Origin of the sequence: Alicyclobacillus sp. ALC3, from assembly GCF_028751195.1 — a bacterium.
Classification (GTDB): domain Bacteria; phylum Bacillota; class Bacilli; order Alicyclobacillales; family Alicyclobacillaceae; genus Alicyclobacillus_L.
On sequence record NZ_CP066784.1, the window covers coordinates 191,487 to 206,921 of the forward strand.

Here is a 15,435-nt window from a genome sequence, read left to right on the forward strand (position 1 = left end):
CTCCTCTCTCTTCCGGTCTGGTGGTGTTTCGACCGAACGACTGCGCCCTTCCTGGGGCAGCTTCAACATCTTCTACTATAACAAAACTACGCGTGGCCACTCAACACGGCCGGCGGCGGCGATATGCGCTGCTCGGCCACGACCGCCTCGACCGTCTTAAACTGATATCCCGCCGCGCGCAGTCGGTCGATCAACTGCGGCAATGCCTCTGCCGTCGGCGCAGTGGGATGCATCAACACCAGTGCTCCCGGATGAGCGTTGCGGACAACTCGCGTCACAATGCGGTCAGGTGAAGGTCTCATCCAATCTACTGAGTCGTCAGACCACAACACCGTGTACATACCGGCTGCGCGAGCAATCCGCACGGTTCGATCGTCGTATGAACCCGCTGGGGGAGCGAGCAAATCAACGCGGCGGTGCAGAGTCTGCTCGATAATGTGATTTGTTCCTTGTACCTGACTTTGAATCTGTTCGTTAGAAAGTTTACGAAAATCCGGATGCCCACTGCCATGACTGCCGATTGCGGCTCCAGATTGACCTAACTCCTGAGCTAGTTTCGGGTGCTTGCGCACCCATGCTCCGTCTAGAAAGAAGGTAACTGGAACCTGCTTCTCGCGCAACGTCTGCAACACTGAGGGTACGTACTCTTCTCCCCAAGAAACATTAAACATCAGGGCAACGGACCGTTCTGCCTCAGGCCCCCTGTAGATCGGCTCAGGCGGCAACTGCGCCAACCGACGGTCCGCAGGTACGCTCTGCCACACCAAATGCAACCGACCGTCAGCGGCATTGCGAGTAGCCTTCACGCTTGCCGACTGGTCCAGCGAATAGCCACAGAGACCAGGGACTGCGTGCCAGACGCGGTCGACGGTGGCGTTTAGCGGCTGCATCTCGTAGGTGTCGGCTGCTGCCACAAGCGCCTCTGCAAGCTTTGCATCAGACGCATCTGCAGCTACCCGTGCAGGTTGACTTTGTGACGTCGCTGGAACGGAAGCAGGGAATGAAATCGGCCACAGCGCGGACATGACTAGCGCTGGCACGGCGCGTACAAACAGGTCGAACATGCCATGACTTCCCCCTCTGTCTCAGAGTTCATCTTCCTGCATAGCGTACCCCTGTCATAAAAAAATCCTCCCCAAATGGAGAGGATGTTCCGTGCAAAGGCTTGTCCCAACCTGAAACGTTGATTCATTTGGCGAAGCTTTATCGCCTGGCGTCCTGTGGCGGGCGTCCTTCCCGGCGCGGGCCCCGATCCTGTGGTCGACCTGGTCCACGTCCAGCGAAACCTCCACCCTGGCCGCCGCGCGGTGCAGCAGACGGCGTCGGCGCCGAAGCTGGCAATGGGTTGCGCTTCTCCTCTGCAGTGGCGCGTTCCGGACCCACTTCCTGGAGCGCGTCTTTACGGGAGAGGTTGACTCGCCCCTGACCGTCAATTTCGGTGACTTTAACGAAGACCTCGTCACCCACCACACACACATCTTCCACTCGATTGATCCTGTTTTCATCGACCTGAGACACGTGCACCAACCCGTCCTTACCTGGAAGCACCTCGACAAATGCGCCGTATTTCTCGACGCGCGTCACCTTCCCGAGGTACACTTTCCCGACCTCCACGTCACGGGTGATGTTCTCAATCATTTCCTTTGCGCGGGCTGTTCCTTCGGCTTCAGTGCCGGAAATGAACACTTGACCATCTTGCTCGATGTCGATCTTCACACCCGTCTCTTCGATAATCTTGTTGATAATGCGCCCGCCCGGTCCAATTACATCGCGGATTTTGTCGGGGTGGATGCGCATTGTGATGACGCGCGGCGCAAACTTCGACAATTCCATGCGGGGTGACGAAATGGCCTCCATCATTTTTCCGAGAATGAACATCCGCCCCGTGTGCGCTTGCTGGAGCGCACGTTCCAGTACCTCGCGGTCGATGCCCGCGATTTTGATGTCCATTTGCACTGCCGTTACACCAGCAGCTGTCCCTGCAACCTTGAAGTCCATATCGCCGAGGTGGTCTTCGAGGCCTTGGATGTCCGTCAGGACGGCGACTTTGTCGCCTTCCTTCACCAAGCCCATGGCAACACCCGCGACCGGTGCTTTAATCGGCACACCTGCATCCATCAAAGCCATTGTGCTGCCGCAGATGCTCGCCTGAGAAGTTGAACCATTTGACTCAAGGATTTCCGAAACCACGCGAATCGCGTACGGAAACTCGTCCGGTCCTGGAATGACAGGATCGAGCGCACGTTCACCGAGTGCTCCGTGGCCAATGTCGCGACGGCTTGGAGCGCGCAACGGCCGTGCTTCACCGACGCTAAACGGCGGGAAGTTGTAGTGGTGCATATAGCGATTCGACTCTTCTAGGCCGAGTCCGTCCAAAATCTGCTCGTCACCCATCGCCCCGAGGGTGCAGATGGAGAGCGCCTGTGTCTGGCCCCGCGTAAACAGACCAGACCCGTGTGCCCGTGGCAGCAACCCAACTTCACACGTAATCGGACGAATCTCGTCGAGTTTTCGGCCGTCCGGCCGGATGCCGTCATCGAGAATGGCGAGGCGAACTTCTTCCTTGAGAATGTCATGCAGGACTTCCCCAATAGCCTTCACCTGTTCCGGATACGCTTCGGCAAAGTGTGCCTGCGCATCCGCGTTAACCGCCTCGATGGCCGCCTCGCGCGCCAGTTTGTCCGGATTCTGGACCGCCGTGCGAATCGCTTCTGTCGTGTATCCGCGAACGGCTTCATTCAACTGCGCATCGACTGCGTGCAACTTCACCTCGCGCTTTGGCACACCAGCTTCCGCGGCGAAAGCTTCAATCTCCGCGATAATTTGACGAATCGTTTCATGTCCGTAAAGGATGCCTTCGAGGATGGTCGATTCCGGGATCTCGTTGGCTCCCGCCTCAACCATCACAATCGCGTCTTTAGTGCCCGCGACGGTCAGGTGAAGGTCGCTTTTCTCCGCTTGGTCAACAGTCGGGTTAATCACCAGTTGCCCGTCGACTCGACCAACGATGACTCCTGCAATTGGACCCGCAAACGGAATGTCCGAAATCGTCAGAGCGGCCGAGGTGCCAATCATCGCCGTGATCTCGGGTGCACAGTCTTGGTCGACAGACATCACGATGTCTACGACTTGGACGTCGTTGCGAAAACCTTCCGGAAAGAGTGGGCGAATTGGGCGGTCGATCAGTCGCGAAGCCAAAATCGCCTTTTCACTTGGGCGACCCTCACGCTTAATAAAACCACCCGGAATCTTCCCAACAGCGTAGTAGCGCTCTTCGTAGTTCACCGTGAGGGGAAAGAAATCAAGGTCTTTTGGCTCATTGGAAGCCGTCACCGTCGCAAGTACCGTGGTGTCCCCGTAGGAGACGAGCACAGCGCCAGTCGCCTGTTTGGCGAGTCGCCCCGTCTCGAGCACCATCTTGCGGCCAGCGACATCAAATTCACGTCGTTTGACCATACTTGTCCAACATCCTCCTTCTCGTGACCGCTGTCTGATGCGTGCACAGTACTAAGATACCGGACAGCGGTGTTGCTCCATGTTCAACCCGTATGTACGCTATGTGCATTTCTCGCTTTGCCAGGTCGATTCCTGCCCTCGGCTTATCGTCATGCGGGATCGAAAGAAAGCGGGCAAGTGCCCGCTTCGATTCGCAAACGGGCCAAGGCGACCCGTCCTCGGTTGATATGCACCAAACTACCGGCGCAGACCCAGAGTTTGAATCAGCTCGCGGTAGCGGTTGACATCCTTCTTGCGCAGGTAGTTCAGCAGATTGCGGCGGTGGCCGATCATCTTGTACAGGCCGCGGCGGGAGTGATGGTCCTTCTTGTGAACACGGAAGTGGTCAGTCAAGTAGCTGATCTTCTCCGTCAAGATGGCAATCTGCACCTCTGGAGAACCAGTGTCCGTTGGGTGCACTTGGAATTTCTCCATAATCTCTTTCTTCTTCTCGTTCGTCAACATGATGAGTTCCTCCTTGTCATCGAAGCCTATCCCTGGTGCGGAGAAAGCGTTTGGAGGGAACGACTATCCACGCAACAGTTCATTGTCTCGCGCTGTACACGGACGTGTACGGCTTCGTTTCGCGAGACGATAGACATTATAGCATACCGAGCATCCGTTTCACAAAATCCACGTCGTGGCCAATTTGTGCTGTGAGGGCTTCGACACCGTCAAACTTCTGTTCATCCCGAACACGGCGCAGAAACGAGACACGCAAAGGTTGCCCGTATAAGTCCCCTGAGAACCCAAACAGGTGTGCTTCCACTCGCAAATCCTGCCCGTTCACAGTTGGCCGCGTACCCACATTGACAACGCCGAACCAGTGACGGGTGTCGTCCTCCGACTGCATCTCGATCGACGCGGCGTAAACGCCGTTTTGGGGCATCACGAAGCTCTCGAGACCGCCGAGATTTGCGGTTGGAAAGCCAATCAGTCTGCCCCGCGCGTCGCCGTGCACGACGTTCCCCACGAGCGCATACGGCCGTCCAAGCAAGGCTTCTGCAGCCTCGACACGGCCAGCAGCGAGGTGACGTCGCACCTGGGAACTGCTGACTTTTACGCCGTTCTCCTCGACCGGACCGACGATGGTGACTGGAACACCAAGGTCTCCGCACAACCGCTGTAAATCTTCGACGGTCGCTCGTCCACCCTGTCCGAAGCGGAAGTCCTCCCCGACCACAACCCGCTGCAGTTGAAGCGGTGCCAAGTGTTCGTAAACGAAGGTTTCAGCAGGTGTTGCTGCATACTCTGCCGTAAAGTGGACGTCAAAAAAGCGGTCCACACCTTGGCGCTCCAACTGGCGAAGTTTCTCGTCTCCAGGCGTTAAAAGTCGGGTGTACGCTGCGTTTCCAGTCAGGGCATAGACCGGGTGCGGCCAAAAGCTCATGACCGCAAGCCGTGCTTGGCCCAAGTCTTCGCGAGCGTGGCGCAAAATCGCCTGATGGCCAATGTGTACGCCGTCAAACTTGCCAATCGCCAGCACTAACGGCTCGTTACTCCGAGGTGGGGCACTCGTCACTGGAATCCGTTCCATCACTGTTCCCTCTTCCAAAACACTTTTTTCGGGGCGACAGTCAACTCCTGCACCTGCCACGCCACCTCCGCCACCGCTGCCAGTTCACTCGTGGTTTCCGAAAACACTGCGGCAGTAAGGCGTGTTCCCATCGGTCCGGCGGCAACCGTCGTCCGTTGTTCTTGCGGCAGCGATTCGCCACGTTCCCCACCTTCACCAGGCCAGAAGCGGGTCGGGATGCGCACGGTCTGCCCCATCGCCAACCGCTCGCACCAAGCATCAGGCAAACGCATCTGCGGCAACGCATCTGCAGCCAGGGCTAGCGGCAACAGCGCAGAGTCCGGCATTGCGGTGTTCTGCCAGACATCAAGCGGCATAGCTTGTTCGACAGTAAATCGCCCAGACCGCAAGCGTCGGAGCGCCCCGAGGTGCGCGGGCACGTCAAGCGCTTCGCCAAGGTCCCGGCAAAGTGCGCGAATATACGTACCCTTCGAGCAATCCACCCTGAGTTGTGCAGTGGCTCGGACGCCCGCGACAAACCCCAACACCTCAATGTCGCTGACAACGACTTCGCGTACAGGCGCGTCAAAATCCTCACCTTCGCGCGCAAGTTCGTACGCTCTGCGGCCGCCAATGTGCACAGCCGAGACCCGCGGCACACGCTGTTGCAACTTGCCGATAAAACGCTGCGCGGCCGTCTCCACATCGGTCCGGCTCAGTTTCTCTGCCGATGCCTCGCGAAGCACCCGGCCGGCCGCGTCATCCGTATCTGTCGATGCGCCGAAAACAATCGTCGCTTCGTACACCTTGTCGTCGGCGCTCAGGTACTCCACAAGGCGACACGCATCCCCGACGCAGACGACGAGCACGCCTGTGGCATCGGGATCGAGTGTACCTGCATGGCCAACCCTGCGCGTTTGCAACACCCGGCGGACCCTGCCTACGACATCGTGCGATGTCATCCCTGTCGGCTTGTCTACGATGAGCACCCCGGATTTCGTCATCGCTTCAAGCCTGTGCAAGTGCAACTTCGACTTGCTGCACAACTGCGTCCATAGCGGCATCGAGGTCCATTGGCAGAACGCAGCCCGCGGCCCGCGCATGACCACCTCCGCCAAATGACTGAGCGATGTGGGAGACATCCACTCGGAACTTGGAACGAAGCGAAACTTTCACTTTCCCGTCGACGGTCTCGCGGAACAACATCCCCACTTCAACCGTGTCAATGCTGCGCGCGAACTCCACAAGCCCTTCTGCATCATCGTCAACAGCTCCAGCTCCATCCAGCATACCGCGCGTGATGTAGAGTGCCGAGTACTGCCCATCTGCGGAAACTGCCAGATTTGCCAGAGCCATCTGCATTAAATGCACCTGCTCCCAGGTCCGGGACTGGAGCGCAGGTTCCGCTATGTCGTATGGCCGCACCCCTGACGCAAGCAAAGCAGCAGCGATTTGGTGCACATCGCGGGTGGTGCTCGGATAGGCGAAACCGCCTGTGTCTGTGAGAATACCTGTGTACAGACACTTCGCGAGGTCGACCTCGAGCGGCACGGACAAACCGCAGGCCACGTGATAAATCAGTTCGCATGTCGCTGCAGCTGCGGCATCCACCCACACCGCGGAGCCGTAGTGAGGGTTGGTTTTGTGGTGGTCGATATTTACGAATTGCGCCCCGTCGGCGAACGCGTCTGAGACCAGCCGGAAACGCGCTGGGTCGGCGCAATCGACAGCCACGATGTGGCTATAACGCCTCGTTACCGGGTCCGTGACGACATCTGCGCGTTCGAACATTGGCAAGTAATCAAAACGCTTTGGCAACGGTTCACTAACTAAAAACGCCCACTGTTTGCCCAGTGCCTCGAGAATGTGCGCGATGGCGAGAGAACTCCCGATTGCATCTCCGTCCGGATTTTCATGCGTGACAATCAGCCACTCATCTGCGCTTTGAAGGGCGCCAGTGACCACATCGAGACCTGCGCGGTCTCGCGGTGCCGGTTCCCACATCAAGAACGTGATCCCCCTTTCGTTCCACTCCATTGCATATGTATCGGCAAAACGAAGCACGGCCCCGCCCCAAAGATTCAGGACGGGGCTCGTGTCGACAATTACTCTTGCGGCTCGTCTCTGCGCGCGCCACTTTGGTCGTGCAGTTCGCGCAAAACCGACTCAATGTGCGCACTGTACTCGCTTGACTCGTCAAGACGGAAAACCAGTTCCGGCGCCACCCGCATGCGCAGTCGCCGGCTCACTTCGCCACGGATAAATCCAACCGCGCGCTCCAGAGCCTTAAGCGTCTGCTCCTTTTCCGTACTGTCACCGTACACGCTGACGAACACCTTGGCATGCTGCAAGTCACCAGCCACTTCGACACGTGTAACGGTTGCGAAGCCAATCCTCGGGTCCTTCACGCCGGTGCGCATCAAATCCGCAATTTCCTTCTTCATCTGTTCGGCCACACGAGCCGTCCGTATGCGCGCCATTTGAACACCCCCGGTTCTCGGCTGAAACTGCGCGTTTCGTTCACGCAAACAGGTTTGAGCGAACTGTCATTATTGTACCTTGACAGCCTCCATTTTAAAGACCTCAACAACGTCGCCGACTTTGACATCCGTAAAGCGTTCCAAGGTCACACCGCATTCAAAGCCAGTCTGCACTTCGCGAGCGTCGTCCTTAAACCGCTTCAAGGACTCTAAGGCTCCTTCATACACAACCACACCGTCGCGAACTAGACGAGCCTCTGCATCGCGAACCATTTTCCCATCCGTGACATAACAGCCAGCGACTGTACCAATACGGGAAATCTTGAACACCTCACGCACCTCGGCGTGACCGAGTACCGCTTCTTTGTATTCAGGATCGAGGAGACCCTTCATAGCAGACTCGAGTTCCTCAATCGCGTTGTAGATCACGCGGTACAAACGAATGTCCACTTTCTCCGATTCCGCAGCCCGCTGCGCATTGACATCCGGACGTACGTGAAAGCCGATGATCACGGCGTTCGACGCCGACGCGAGCGCAACGTCCGACTCCGTAATGGCCCCAGCGCCGCGGTGGATGACTTTGACGCGCACACCAGATACATCGATTTTCTCGATCGACTGTACGAGCGCTTCAACCGACCCCTGAACGTCAGCTTTCACAATCACGTTCAGTTCCTTCATGTTGCCCTCTTGAATCTGTTTGTACAGGTCATCAAGCGTAACGCGCGAGGTAACCTGAAGCTGTTCAACCTTTTCCCGGTTTGTCCGTTTCTGAACAAGGCTGCGTGCTGCACGCTCATCATCGTAGACGACGAACAAATCGCCAGCGCTCGGAACATCACCAAAGCCTTGGATCTCGACCGGTGTCGAAGGGCCTGCCTCTTTCACGCGCTTACCGAGGTCGTCAATCATGGCGCGCACCCGGCCATACGTGGTGCCTGCAACGACAACATCGCCGACTTTGAGCGTACCGTTTTGCACCAACACTGTTGCCACAGGACCGCGGCCCTTATCAAGTCTGGCTTCAATCACGGTACCACGTGGACGGCCGATCGGGTTCGCTTTCAACTCGCGCAAGTCAGCCACGAGCAGAACCATTTCCAAGAGTTCTTCCAAGCCTTCCCGCTTCAGCGCCGAGATGTGGGCAAACACGGTGTCGCCGCCCCAGTCTTCCGGCACTAAACCATGACCGACCAACTCCTGCTTAACGCGGTCAGGGTTTGCGTTCTCTTTGTCGATTTTGTTCACTGCGACAATAATCGGCACGTTCGCCGCCTTCGCATGGTTAATGGCTTCCACCGTCTGTGGCATCACACCATCATCAGCAGCAACAACTAAAATTGTCACATCTGTGACCTGTGCACCACGTGCCCGCATCGTGGTAAACGCTTCGTGACCAGGCGTGTCAAGGAACGTGATCTGACGGTCGCCCACATCCACTTGGTAGGCACCAATGTGCTGCGTGATACCGCCTGCCTCACTTGCGACAACCTTGCTTTCACGGATGGCGTCAAGCAATGTCGTCTTCCCGTGGTCAACGTGACCCATAATCGTGACAACCGGCGGACGAGACTGCAACACTTCCGGCGCTTCTTCCTCGATGAGCATGTCAACGGCTTCCTCATCAACCGGTTGTGTCACGGTCAGCGTCACGCCATACTCGCCAGCGATGAGTTCCATTGCATCTGTCTCAATCTCTTGGTTAATCGTCGCCATAATACCAAGGAAAAGCAATTTCTTGATGACCTCAGAAGGCTCGCGGCGAATCAGTTTCGCGAAGTCGCCCACAGACATCGGTCCGTCAACGGTAACCTCTTTCGGCAATTCGATCTTGCGAACTTCATTTGATACTGCGCCACGGCCACCCCGTCGGCGGCCGCCGCGCAATTTGTTTTCGTTAAACTCTTCTTTGCGGTTGCGATCATAATCTGGCTTGGCGCGTCCGCGGTCTTTGTTGCGCGCAGCCGTACTCGTGGGCTTGGCGCCAGCCGCCCCTGCCGCAGCCGGACGTGCTCCAGCGCCGCCGCGGTTCCCGAAGCCGCCACCTTGACCGCCACCGCTGCGAGCTCCAAAGCCGCTGCCTTGACCGCCGCCGCTGCGGGCTCCGAAGCCACTGCCTTGACCGCCGCCACTGCGGTTCCCAAAACCGCCGCCTTGACCGCTGCCGCCACTACGGTTCCCATAGCCACCACCTTGACCGGCGCCACCGCTGCGGTTCCCGTAGCTCCCGCCTTGACCGCTGCCACCGCTGCGGTTCCCGTAGCTCCCGCCTTGACTGCCACCTGCGCCACCTGCGCTGCGGTTCCCGTAGTTGCCGCCTTGACCGCCGCCAGCACTGCGGTTCCCGTAGTTGCCGCCTTGACTGCCACCTGCGCCACCTGCGCTGCGGTTCCCGTAGTTACCACCTTGACCGCCGCCTTGACCGCCACCAGCGCTGCGGTTCCCGTAGTTGCCGCCTTGACCGCCGCCTTGACCGCCACCAGCGCTGCGGTTCCCGTAGCCGCCGCCTTGGCTAGAACCACCACTGCGGTTCCCGTAACTACCACCTTGGCCAGCACCACCACTGCGGTTCCCGTAGTTGCCACCCTGACCGCCGCGATTTCCGTATCCCTCCGAAGAACGTTCGGTACTGCCAACGGGACGCGGTCCGCGATTGTCATTGCGGGAACCGTAAGAGCCTCTCTCGCCCTCAGGACGAGCAGGCCTGCCGGCACTCTGCTGAGCTGACCCTTCCACCGGGCGTGGTGTCCCTTCAGTCGCTGGACGTGCCGACTGCATCTCTTTGTTGGCCGAGCTATGCTCCACCTGCTGTGCGGCATGCGCGGTTTGCCCCACCTCTGTGCGCTGCACTTGAGCTACGTCTTCACGTGGCATTTGTGGAGCGTCTGCACGTTGCGTGTGTCCACCGTCTGCGCGTGGTGCTTGAGCAACTTCAGTGCGCGCTGTGTGTCCGGCATCCATGTGCGGAGAAGTGTTTCCTTGTCCTGACTCGACCCCGCCAACATGAGCTGCGCCCGGGCGCATTTCAACGCGGGGACTTCCACTGCCGGTCCTAGTATCGGTCTGCCGGGTCTGACCTTGTTGCCGCTGCTCTTCTTGTCTGGCCAAGCGAGCCTGACGCTCCCGTTGCCGCTGCTTTTCGCGCAACTCACGTTCCACCTCGCTCGCGTGGCGTTGTGCCGCCCGTTGTTTGACATCAGAAAAAAACTGTTCCACTTTATTGACCATCGAATCGTCCATGACGCTCATGTGATTCGCCACCGGGACATCAAGTCGATTCAAAATCGTGATAATTTCCTTGCTCGACATATTCAATTGCTTGGCATACTCATACACCCGAAGTTTCGTCAAACGCTTCACCCCCGCGAAATTCCCCGATACAATTTAGGATTGTCGCTGCAAACCCGGGGTCGGTTACAGCAACCACGACAATATTTGAACGGCCGCACACACGACCTAGTTCTGAGCGAGTGAAGGTCCTGACCAGCGGAATTTTGTAGAACGCACACTTGTCACGGTACTTCTTCTCTGCGTTCGCGCCGGTATCCGCGGCAAGGAAGACAATCGCCGCTGTTCCATCACGGACCCTTTCCAACACTGCGTCACTGCCGATCACTGCCCGACGCCCTCGAAGCGCCAAGCCGATCAACTGCAGGCAACGCTGTTCCGCTTTAGGCAGCCTTGCATCCGCCGATACAACCTGTGCCTCAATCGGCGGTTGTCCTCCGTGCCGCACCTCGTGGTGGTCTTCACTCGTGCCCTTCATCCACCCGCCTCCTGTAGCTGTGCTGCCAAGTGATCGTACAAAGGAGCCGGTATGGAGGTTTTCAGGGACCGCTCAAGCGCCTTACGTTTCCTGGCCAAAGTCAAACACTCGGCCTTGGCGCAAAGATATGCCCCGCGCCCATTGCGCTTCCCAGTGGCGTCTAGTGCGATGTCGCCCTCGGGCGTCAACACCACGCGCACCAACTCGCGCTTTGGGAGCATTTGTCCACAACCGACGCATTTTCGGAGCGGGATCTTCTTTACGTGCGGTTGCAACGGGCCTCACCTCCTTCACAGATACCAACTCCGCAGCGATTCACGCACAAACCCTACGGTTCGCGTAACCAGTCGCTGGAGAGCGTACCCACTTCGTCGTCCTCATCAGGTTTAGCTGACATTTGGCCAAACACACCGAATTCAGCCGCCTGTGATTCACTCTTGATATCAATCTTCCACCCCGTCAGTTTCGCCGCAAGTCGGGCGTTCTGCCCTTCCTTGCCAATCGCGAGCGACAGTTGGTAGTCTGGCACAATCGTCCGAGCGACCTTTCCCTCTTCGAACGTCTGCACTTCAACGACTTTGGCAGGTGACAAGGCGTTCGCGACAAACTCCGCTGCATCCTCGCTCCACTTTACGATGTCGACCTTCTCACCGTGAAGTTCACCGACGACCGCCTGCACTCTCATGCCCCGCGCGCCTACACAGGCGCCAATCGGGTCCACTTCTGGATTGCGTGAGTGCACCGCGATCTTGGAACGATGCCCGGCTTCTCTAGAGACAGCCTTTATTTCCACCACTCCATCGTAGATTTCGGGTACTTCCAGTTCAAAAAGACGCTTCAGGAACCCCGGATGTGTACGCGATAGTACGACCTGCGGTCCTTTCGAAGTCCGCTCCACCCGTGTGATCAACGCCTTCACGTGGTCCCCGCTCTTGATATTATCCGTTGGCATGACTTCGTTGTGTGGCAGCACCGCCTCAGTCTCACCCAAGTCGATGTACACAACCCGCGGATCGACCCGTTGCGCGATACCTGTAACAATCTCCTCTTCGCGGTCAACGTACTTGTTGTAGACAATTGAGCGTTCCGCTTCGCGGATGCGTTGGGTGACAACCTGCTTTGCCGTCTGTGCTGCAATTCTCCCGAAGTCTCGTGGTGTCACCTCAATCTCAACAATATCGCCAACCTGATAAGTCGGACTGATGTCGAGCGCGGCATCGAGGCTGATTTCGAGGCGTGGGTCGGAGAGTTCTTCGACCACATCCTTGCGGGCAAACACTCGGAGTTCCCCTGTATCGCGGTCAATCTGCACGCGGACGTTCGCCGCGGAATTGAAGTTGCGTTTATACCCTGAAATCAGCGCCGCTTCAATTGCTTCAAGCAGAGTGTCTTTGTCGATGCCCTTTTCCCGCTCGAGTTGTGTCAGCGCCTCAATGAAATCTGCGTTCATGGCGCTCCGTCCCCCCTTTCATGCCAGGCCACTCCCCGGCTCACACACTTAGAATTCAATTGCCAGCCGAGCAGACGCCACGGCGTCCACCGGGATGTGCACATGTTTTCGTACACCCTTTTCGCGCACTTCGAGTTCTGCACCATCTGCACCATAAGACAAAAGCACACCTTCGAACGCCTTTTGCCCATCGAGCGGTTGATACAGCGACACATGCACGTAACTGCCCACGGCCCGCTCAAAGTCGGCAGGCTTTTTCAACGGACGCTCGGCGCCGGGCGATGAAACTTCAAGGAAATACGCTGTAGGAATCGGATCGACTTCATCGAGGCGATCGGACAACTGCTCGCTGACCTTGCTGCAGTCATCAATGTCTACACCACCCGGTTTGTCGATGAAAACGCGCAGAAACCAACTACCGCCTTCCTTCTTGTACTCGACGTCCACAAGTTCAAGTTCGTGGGCCTCCAGGATGGGCAGTGTCAGTTGTTCTACGATGTCGACCACACGTTCCTTCGGCACTCGTCGTTCCTCCCTCGATCTGTGTCCGCGTGTCGCGGCACATTCGCACCCGGGTTTGTGCCCTGTCAGAGAGCGGCACCGTCGTCACGCCGTACAGGGCTGTCATAAATTGAAGAGTGGGTTGCCCCACTCTTCGCGCCACAACCTATACGAAGCTTAACCGATCATATTATATCATCGTACCCCGCACCCTGCAAACCGGAACCGCATCGTGACACTTGTGCACATTGCCAATAAGCTAAGGGCATGGTAAGGTAAATTGTCAACATCCAATCGATCACCGAAGTCCCGCGTCTAAGTGGGTGCGGGGCGTGGAGGCATGCGCTTCTTTCGGAATTCAACTGAGGTGAAGGATCACATGAACTCAAAATTTGCAGACCGGTTGCGCAATGTCGCCATCGTCGCACACGTTGACCACGGCAAGACCACCTTGGTCGACCAGTTACTGCGCCAGTCCGGCCTGTTTCGCAGCAACCAGCAGGTCCAGGAACGGGCGATGGATTCGAACGAACTCGAACGAGAACGCGGCATTACCATCTTGGCGAAAACAACAGCCATCCCGTACCATGACCTGAAGATCAACATCGTCGACACCCCGGGTCACGCTGATTTCAGCGGCGAAGTGGAACGTATCGTCAAAATGGTCGACGGCGTATTGCTTGTCGTCGACGCTTTCGAAGGTGTCATGCCCCAGACCAAGTTTGTCCTGCAAAAGGCTCTGGCACAAGGTCTGGCACCGATTGTGGTCGTGAATAAAATGGACCGTGAAAACGCACGTCCACAAGAAGTGGTGGATGAAGTACTCGACTTGTTCATTGAACTCGGAGCGAACATGGAGCAGTGCGACTTCCCAGTCGTCTACACGTCCGGGATGCGCGGTACGGCCTCAGTGGACCCGTCAGTCATGGGCGAGAACATGGAACCACTGTTCTCGGCGATTGTAGAACACATTCCTTCGCCACAAGTTGATCCTGACGGACCGCTGCAGTGGCAAGCGACGATGCTCGACTACAACGAATTTCTCGGGCGCATCGGCATCGGCCGGATTGTCCGTGGACAGATTTCGCTTGGCGACACAGTCGCCATTCTCGACCGCGACGGTGGAGTACGCAAGTCGCGCATCACCAAACTCTACACCTTTGAAGGACTACGCCGCGTCGAAACCGAGTTGGCTGAAGCCGGTGACATTGTCGCGCTCGCAGGCCTCGGCGACATCACTGTGGGAGACACGGTGGCTGACGCGACTAATCCGGAAGCACTCGATGTTTTGACAATCGACGAACCGACACTGCAGATGTCGTTTCTCGTGAACAACAGTCCACTCGCCGGCCGCGAAGGCACGTACGTCACGTCGCGCAAACTACGCGAGCGTTTGTACGCTGAAATGGAGTCGGATGTCAGTCTTCGGGTGGAAGACACAGAAGACGCCGATACTTTTCTCGTATCGAGCCGCGGTGAGTTGCATTTGTCCATTCTGATTGAGCGGATGCGCCGCGAAGGCTACGAGATGCAGGTGTCCAAGCCACACGTCATCCTGAAAGAGGTAGACGGTAAGCGCATGGAGCCGATCGAGCGCCTGATGGCGGATGTCCCGAACGATGCCGTCGGTGCCGTGATTGAAGCGCTCGGTGTACGGCGCGGTGAAATGCAGGACATGACACCATCGACCCTTGGTGACACAACGCGGCTCGAGTTTTCCGTTCCCGCGCGAGGTCTCATCGGCTTTCGCAATGAGTTTTTGACGATGACCCGAGGGTACGGCACGATGCACCAGTCGTTCGCAGGCTACGAACCGTGGAAAGGCGAGGTACAAACACGCCGGCAAGGGGTCCTGGTCGCCAGCGAAAGCGGCGTTGCGACTACGTACAGTTTGCAGTCTCTCGAAGACCGTGGCGTGTTTTTCATCACGCCTGGAACGGTCGTTTACGAAGGCATGATTGTCGGTGAACACGCTCGCGAGAACGACCTGACGATCAACATTGTGAAACAGAAGCACATGACCAACGTTCGCTCAGCGACAAAGGATGAGACAACACGCCTGAAATCCCCGCGCAACCTTTCGCTGGAGCAGGCGATTTCCTACATCGAGGACGACGAACTGTGTGAGATCACGCCGCAGAACTTCCGTCTGCGCAAACGCAAACTCGCGAAGACTGCTCGTGAAAAGGGCGCCAAGCAGTCCGTCACCTCCTAAACTCCGTGCCCG

The 15,435-nt window shown here is 57.6% G+C and carries 13 protein-coding genes; 1 reads left to right on the forward strand and 12 read right to left on the reverse strand.

Going from position 1 to position 15,435, the window contains the following annotated elements; all coding sequences use genetic code 11:
- Nucleotides 1-86: 86 nt before the first annotated feature.
- From JC200_RS00895 to rimP, 12 genes are all read right to left on the reverse strand, one after another.
- Nucleotides 87-1,064: a polysaccharide deacetylase family protein gene (locus tag JC200_RS00895; RefSeq protein WP_274434307.1), complete on the reverse strand. Its 978-nt coding sequence runs from the start codon at nucleotides 1,062-1,064 to the stop codon at nucleotides 87-89.
- A gap of 139 nt (nucleotides 1,065-1,203) precedes the next feature.
- Nucleotides 1,204-3,456, reverse strand: coding sequence for a polyribonucleotide nucleotidyltransferase (locus JC200_RS00900; protein WP_274434308.1), 2,253 nt, complete (start codon nucleotides 3,454-3,456; stop codon nucleotides 1,204-1,206).
- A 237-nt stretch (nucleotides 3,457-3,693) separates the two neighbouring features.
- On the reverse strand, nucleotides 3,694-3,960 hold the full coding sequence (gene rpsO, locus JC200_RS00905; protein ID WP_443111859.1) for a 30S ribosomal protein S15: 267 nt from the start codon (nucleotides 3,958-3,960) through the stop codon (nucleotides 3,694-3,696).
- Between the two features lie 136 nt (nucleotides 3,961-4,096).
- On the reverse strand, nucleotides 4,097-5,032 hold the full coding sequence (locus JC200_RS00910) for a bifunctional riboflavin kinase/FAD synthetase (RefSeq protein ID WP_274434309.1): 936 nt from the start codon (nucleotides 5,030-5,032) through the stop codon (nucleotides 4,097-4,099).
- The gene (gene truB / locus JC200_RS00915; protein WP_274434310.1) at nucleotides 5,032-6,114 is read right to left on the reverse strand and encodes a tRNA pseudouridine(55) synthase TruB; all 1,083 of its coding nucleotides are present in this window, start codon (nucleotides 6,112-6,114) and stop codon (nucleotides 5,032-5,034) included. The genes JC200_RS00910 and truB overlap by 1 nt, the downstream gene beginning before the upstream one ends.
- Nucleotides 6,020-7,015, reverse strand: coding sequence for a DHH family phosphoesterase (locus JC200_RS00920; RefSeq protein ID WP_274436655.1), 996 nt, complete (start codon nucleotides 7,013-7,015; stop codon nucleotides 6,020-6,022). Before JC200_RS00920 ends, truB begins: the two co-directional genes overlap by 95 nt.
- 101 nt (nucleotides 7,016-7,116) lie before the next feature.
- Nucleotides 7,117-7,491 carry a 30S ribosome-binding factor RbfA gene (gene rbfA / locus JC200_RS00925; RefSeq protein ID WP_274434311.1) on the reverse strand — a complete coding sequence of 125 codons (375 nt, stop codon included), beginning with the start codon at nucleotides 7,489-7,491 and terminating at the stop codon, nucleotides 7,117-7,119.
- 69 nt (nucleotides 7,492-7,560) lie between these two features.
- Nucleotides 7,561-10,800, reverse strand: a complete 3,240-nt coding sequence (gene infB / locus JC200_RS00930) for a translation initiation factor IF-2 (protein WP_443111937.1) — start codon at nucleotides 10,798-10,800, stop codon at nucleotides 7,561-7,563.
- A 19-nt stretch (nucleotides 10,801-10,819) separates the two neighbouring features.
- Entirely contained in the window at nucleotides 10,820-11,257 is a 438-nt protein-coding gene (locus JC200_RS00935; RefSeq protein ID WP_274434313.1) for a L7Ae/L30e/S12e/Gadd45 family ribosomal protein, read from the reverse strand.
- On the reverse strand, nucleotides 11,254-11,532 hold the full coding sequence (rnpM, locus tag JC200_RS00940) for an RNase P modulator RnpM (protein ID WP_274434314.1): 279 nt from the start codon (nucleotides 11,530-11,532) through the stop codon (nucleotides 11,254-11,256). Before rnpM ends, JC200_RS00935 begins: the two co-directional genes overlap by 4 nt.
- A gap of 53 nt (nucleotides 11,533-11,585) precedes the next feature.
- The gene (gene nusA, locus JC200_RS00945) at nucleotides 11,586-12,707 is read right to left on the reverse strand and encodes a transcription termination factor NusA (RefSeq protein WP_274434315.1); all 1,122 of its coding nucleotides are present in this window, start codon (nucleotides 12,705-12,707) and stop codon (nucleotides 11,586-11,588) included.
- A gap of 48 nt (nucleotides 12,708-12,755) precedes the next feature.
- Nucleotides 12,756-13,229 carry a ribosome maturation factor RimP gene (rimP, locus tag JC200_RS00950; RefSeq protein ID WP_274434316.1) on the reverse strand — a complete coding sequence of 158 codons (474 nt, stop codon included), beginning with the start codon at nucleotides 13,227-13,229 and terminating at the stop codon, nucleotides 12,756-12,758.
- A gap of 358 nt (nucleotides 13,230-13,587) precedes the next feature.
- Between rimP and typA the strand changes: the two genes are divergently transcribed.
- A complete protein-coding gene (gene typA, locus JC200_RS00955) occupies nucleotides 13,588-15,423 on the forward strand; it encodes a translational GTPase TypA (protein WP_274434317.1) in 1,836 nt (611 codons plus the stop codon).
- Nucleotides 15,424-15,435: the final 12 nt, after the last annotated feature.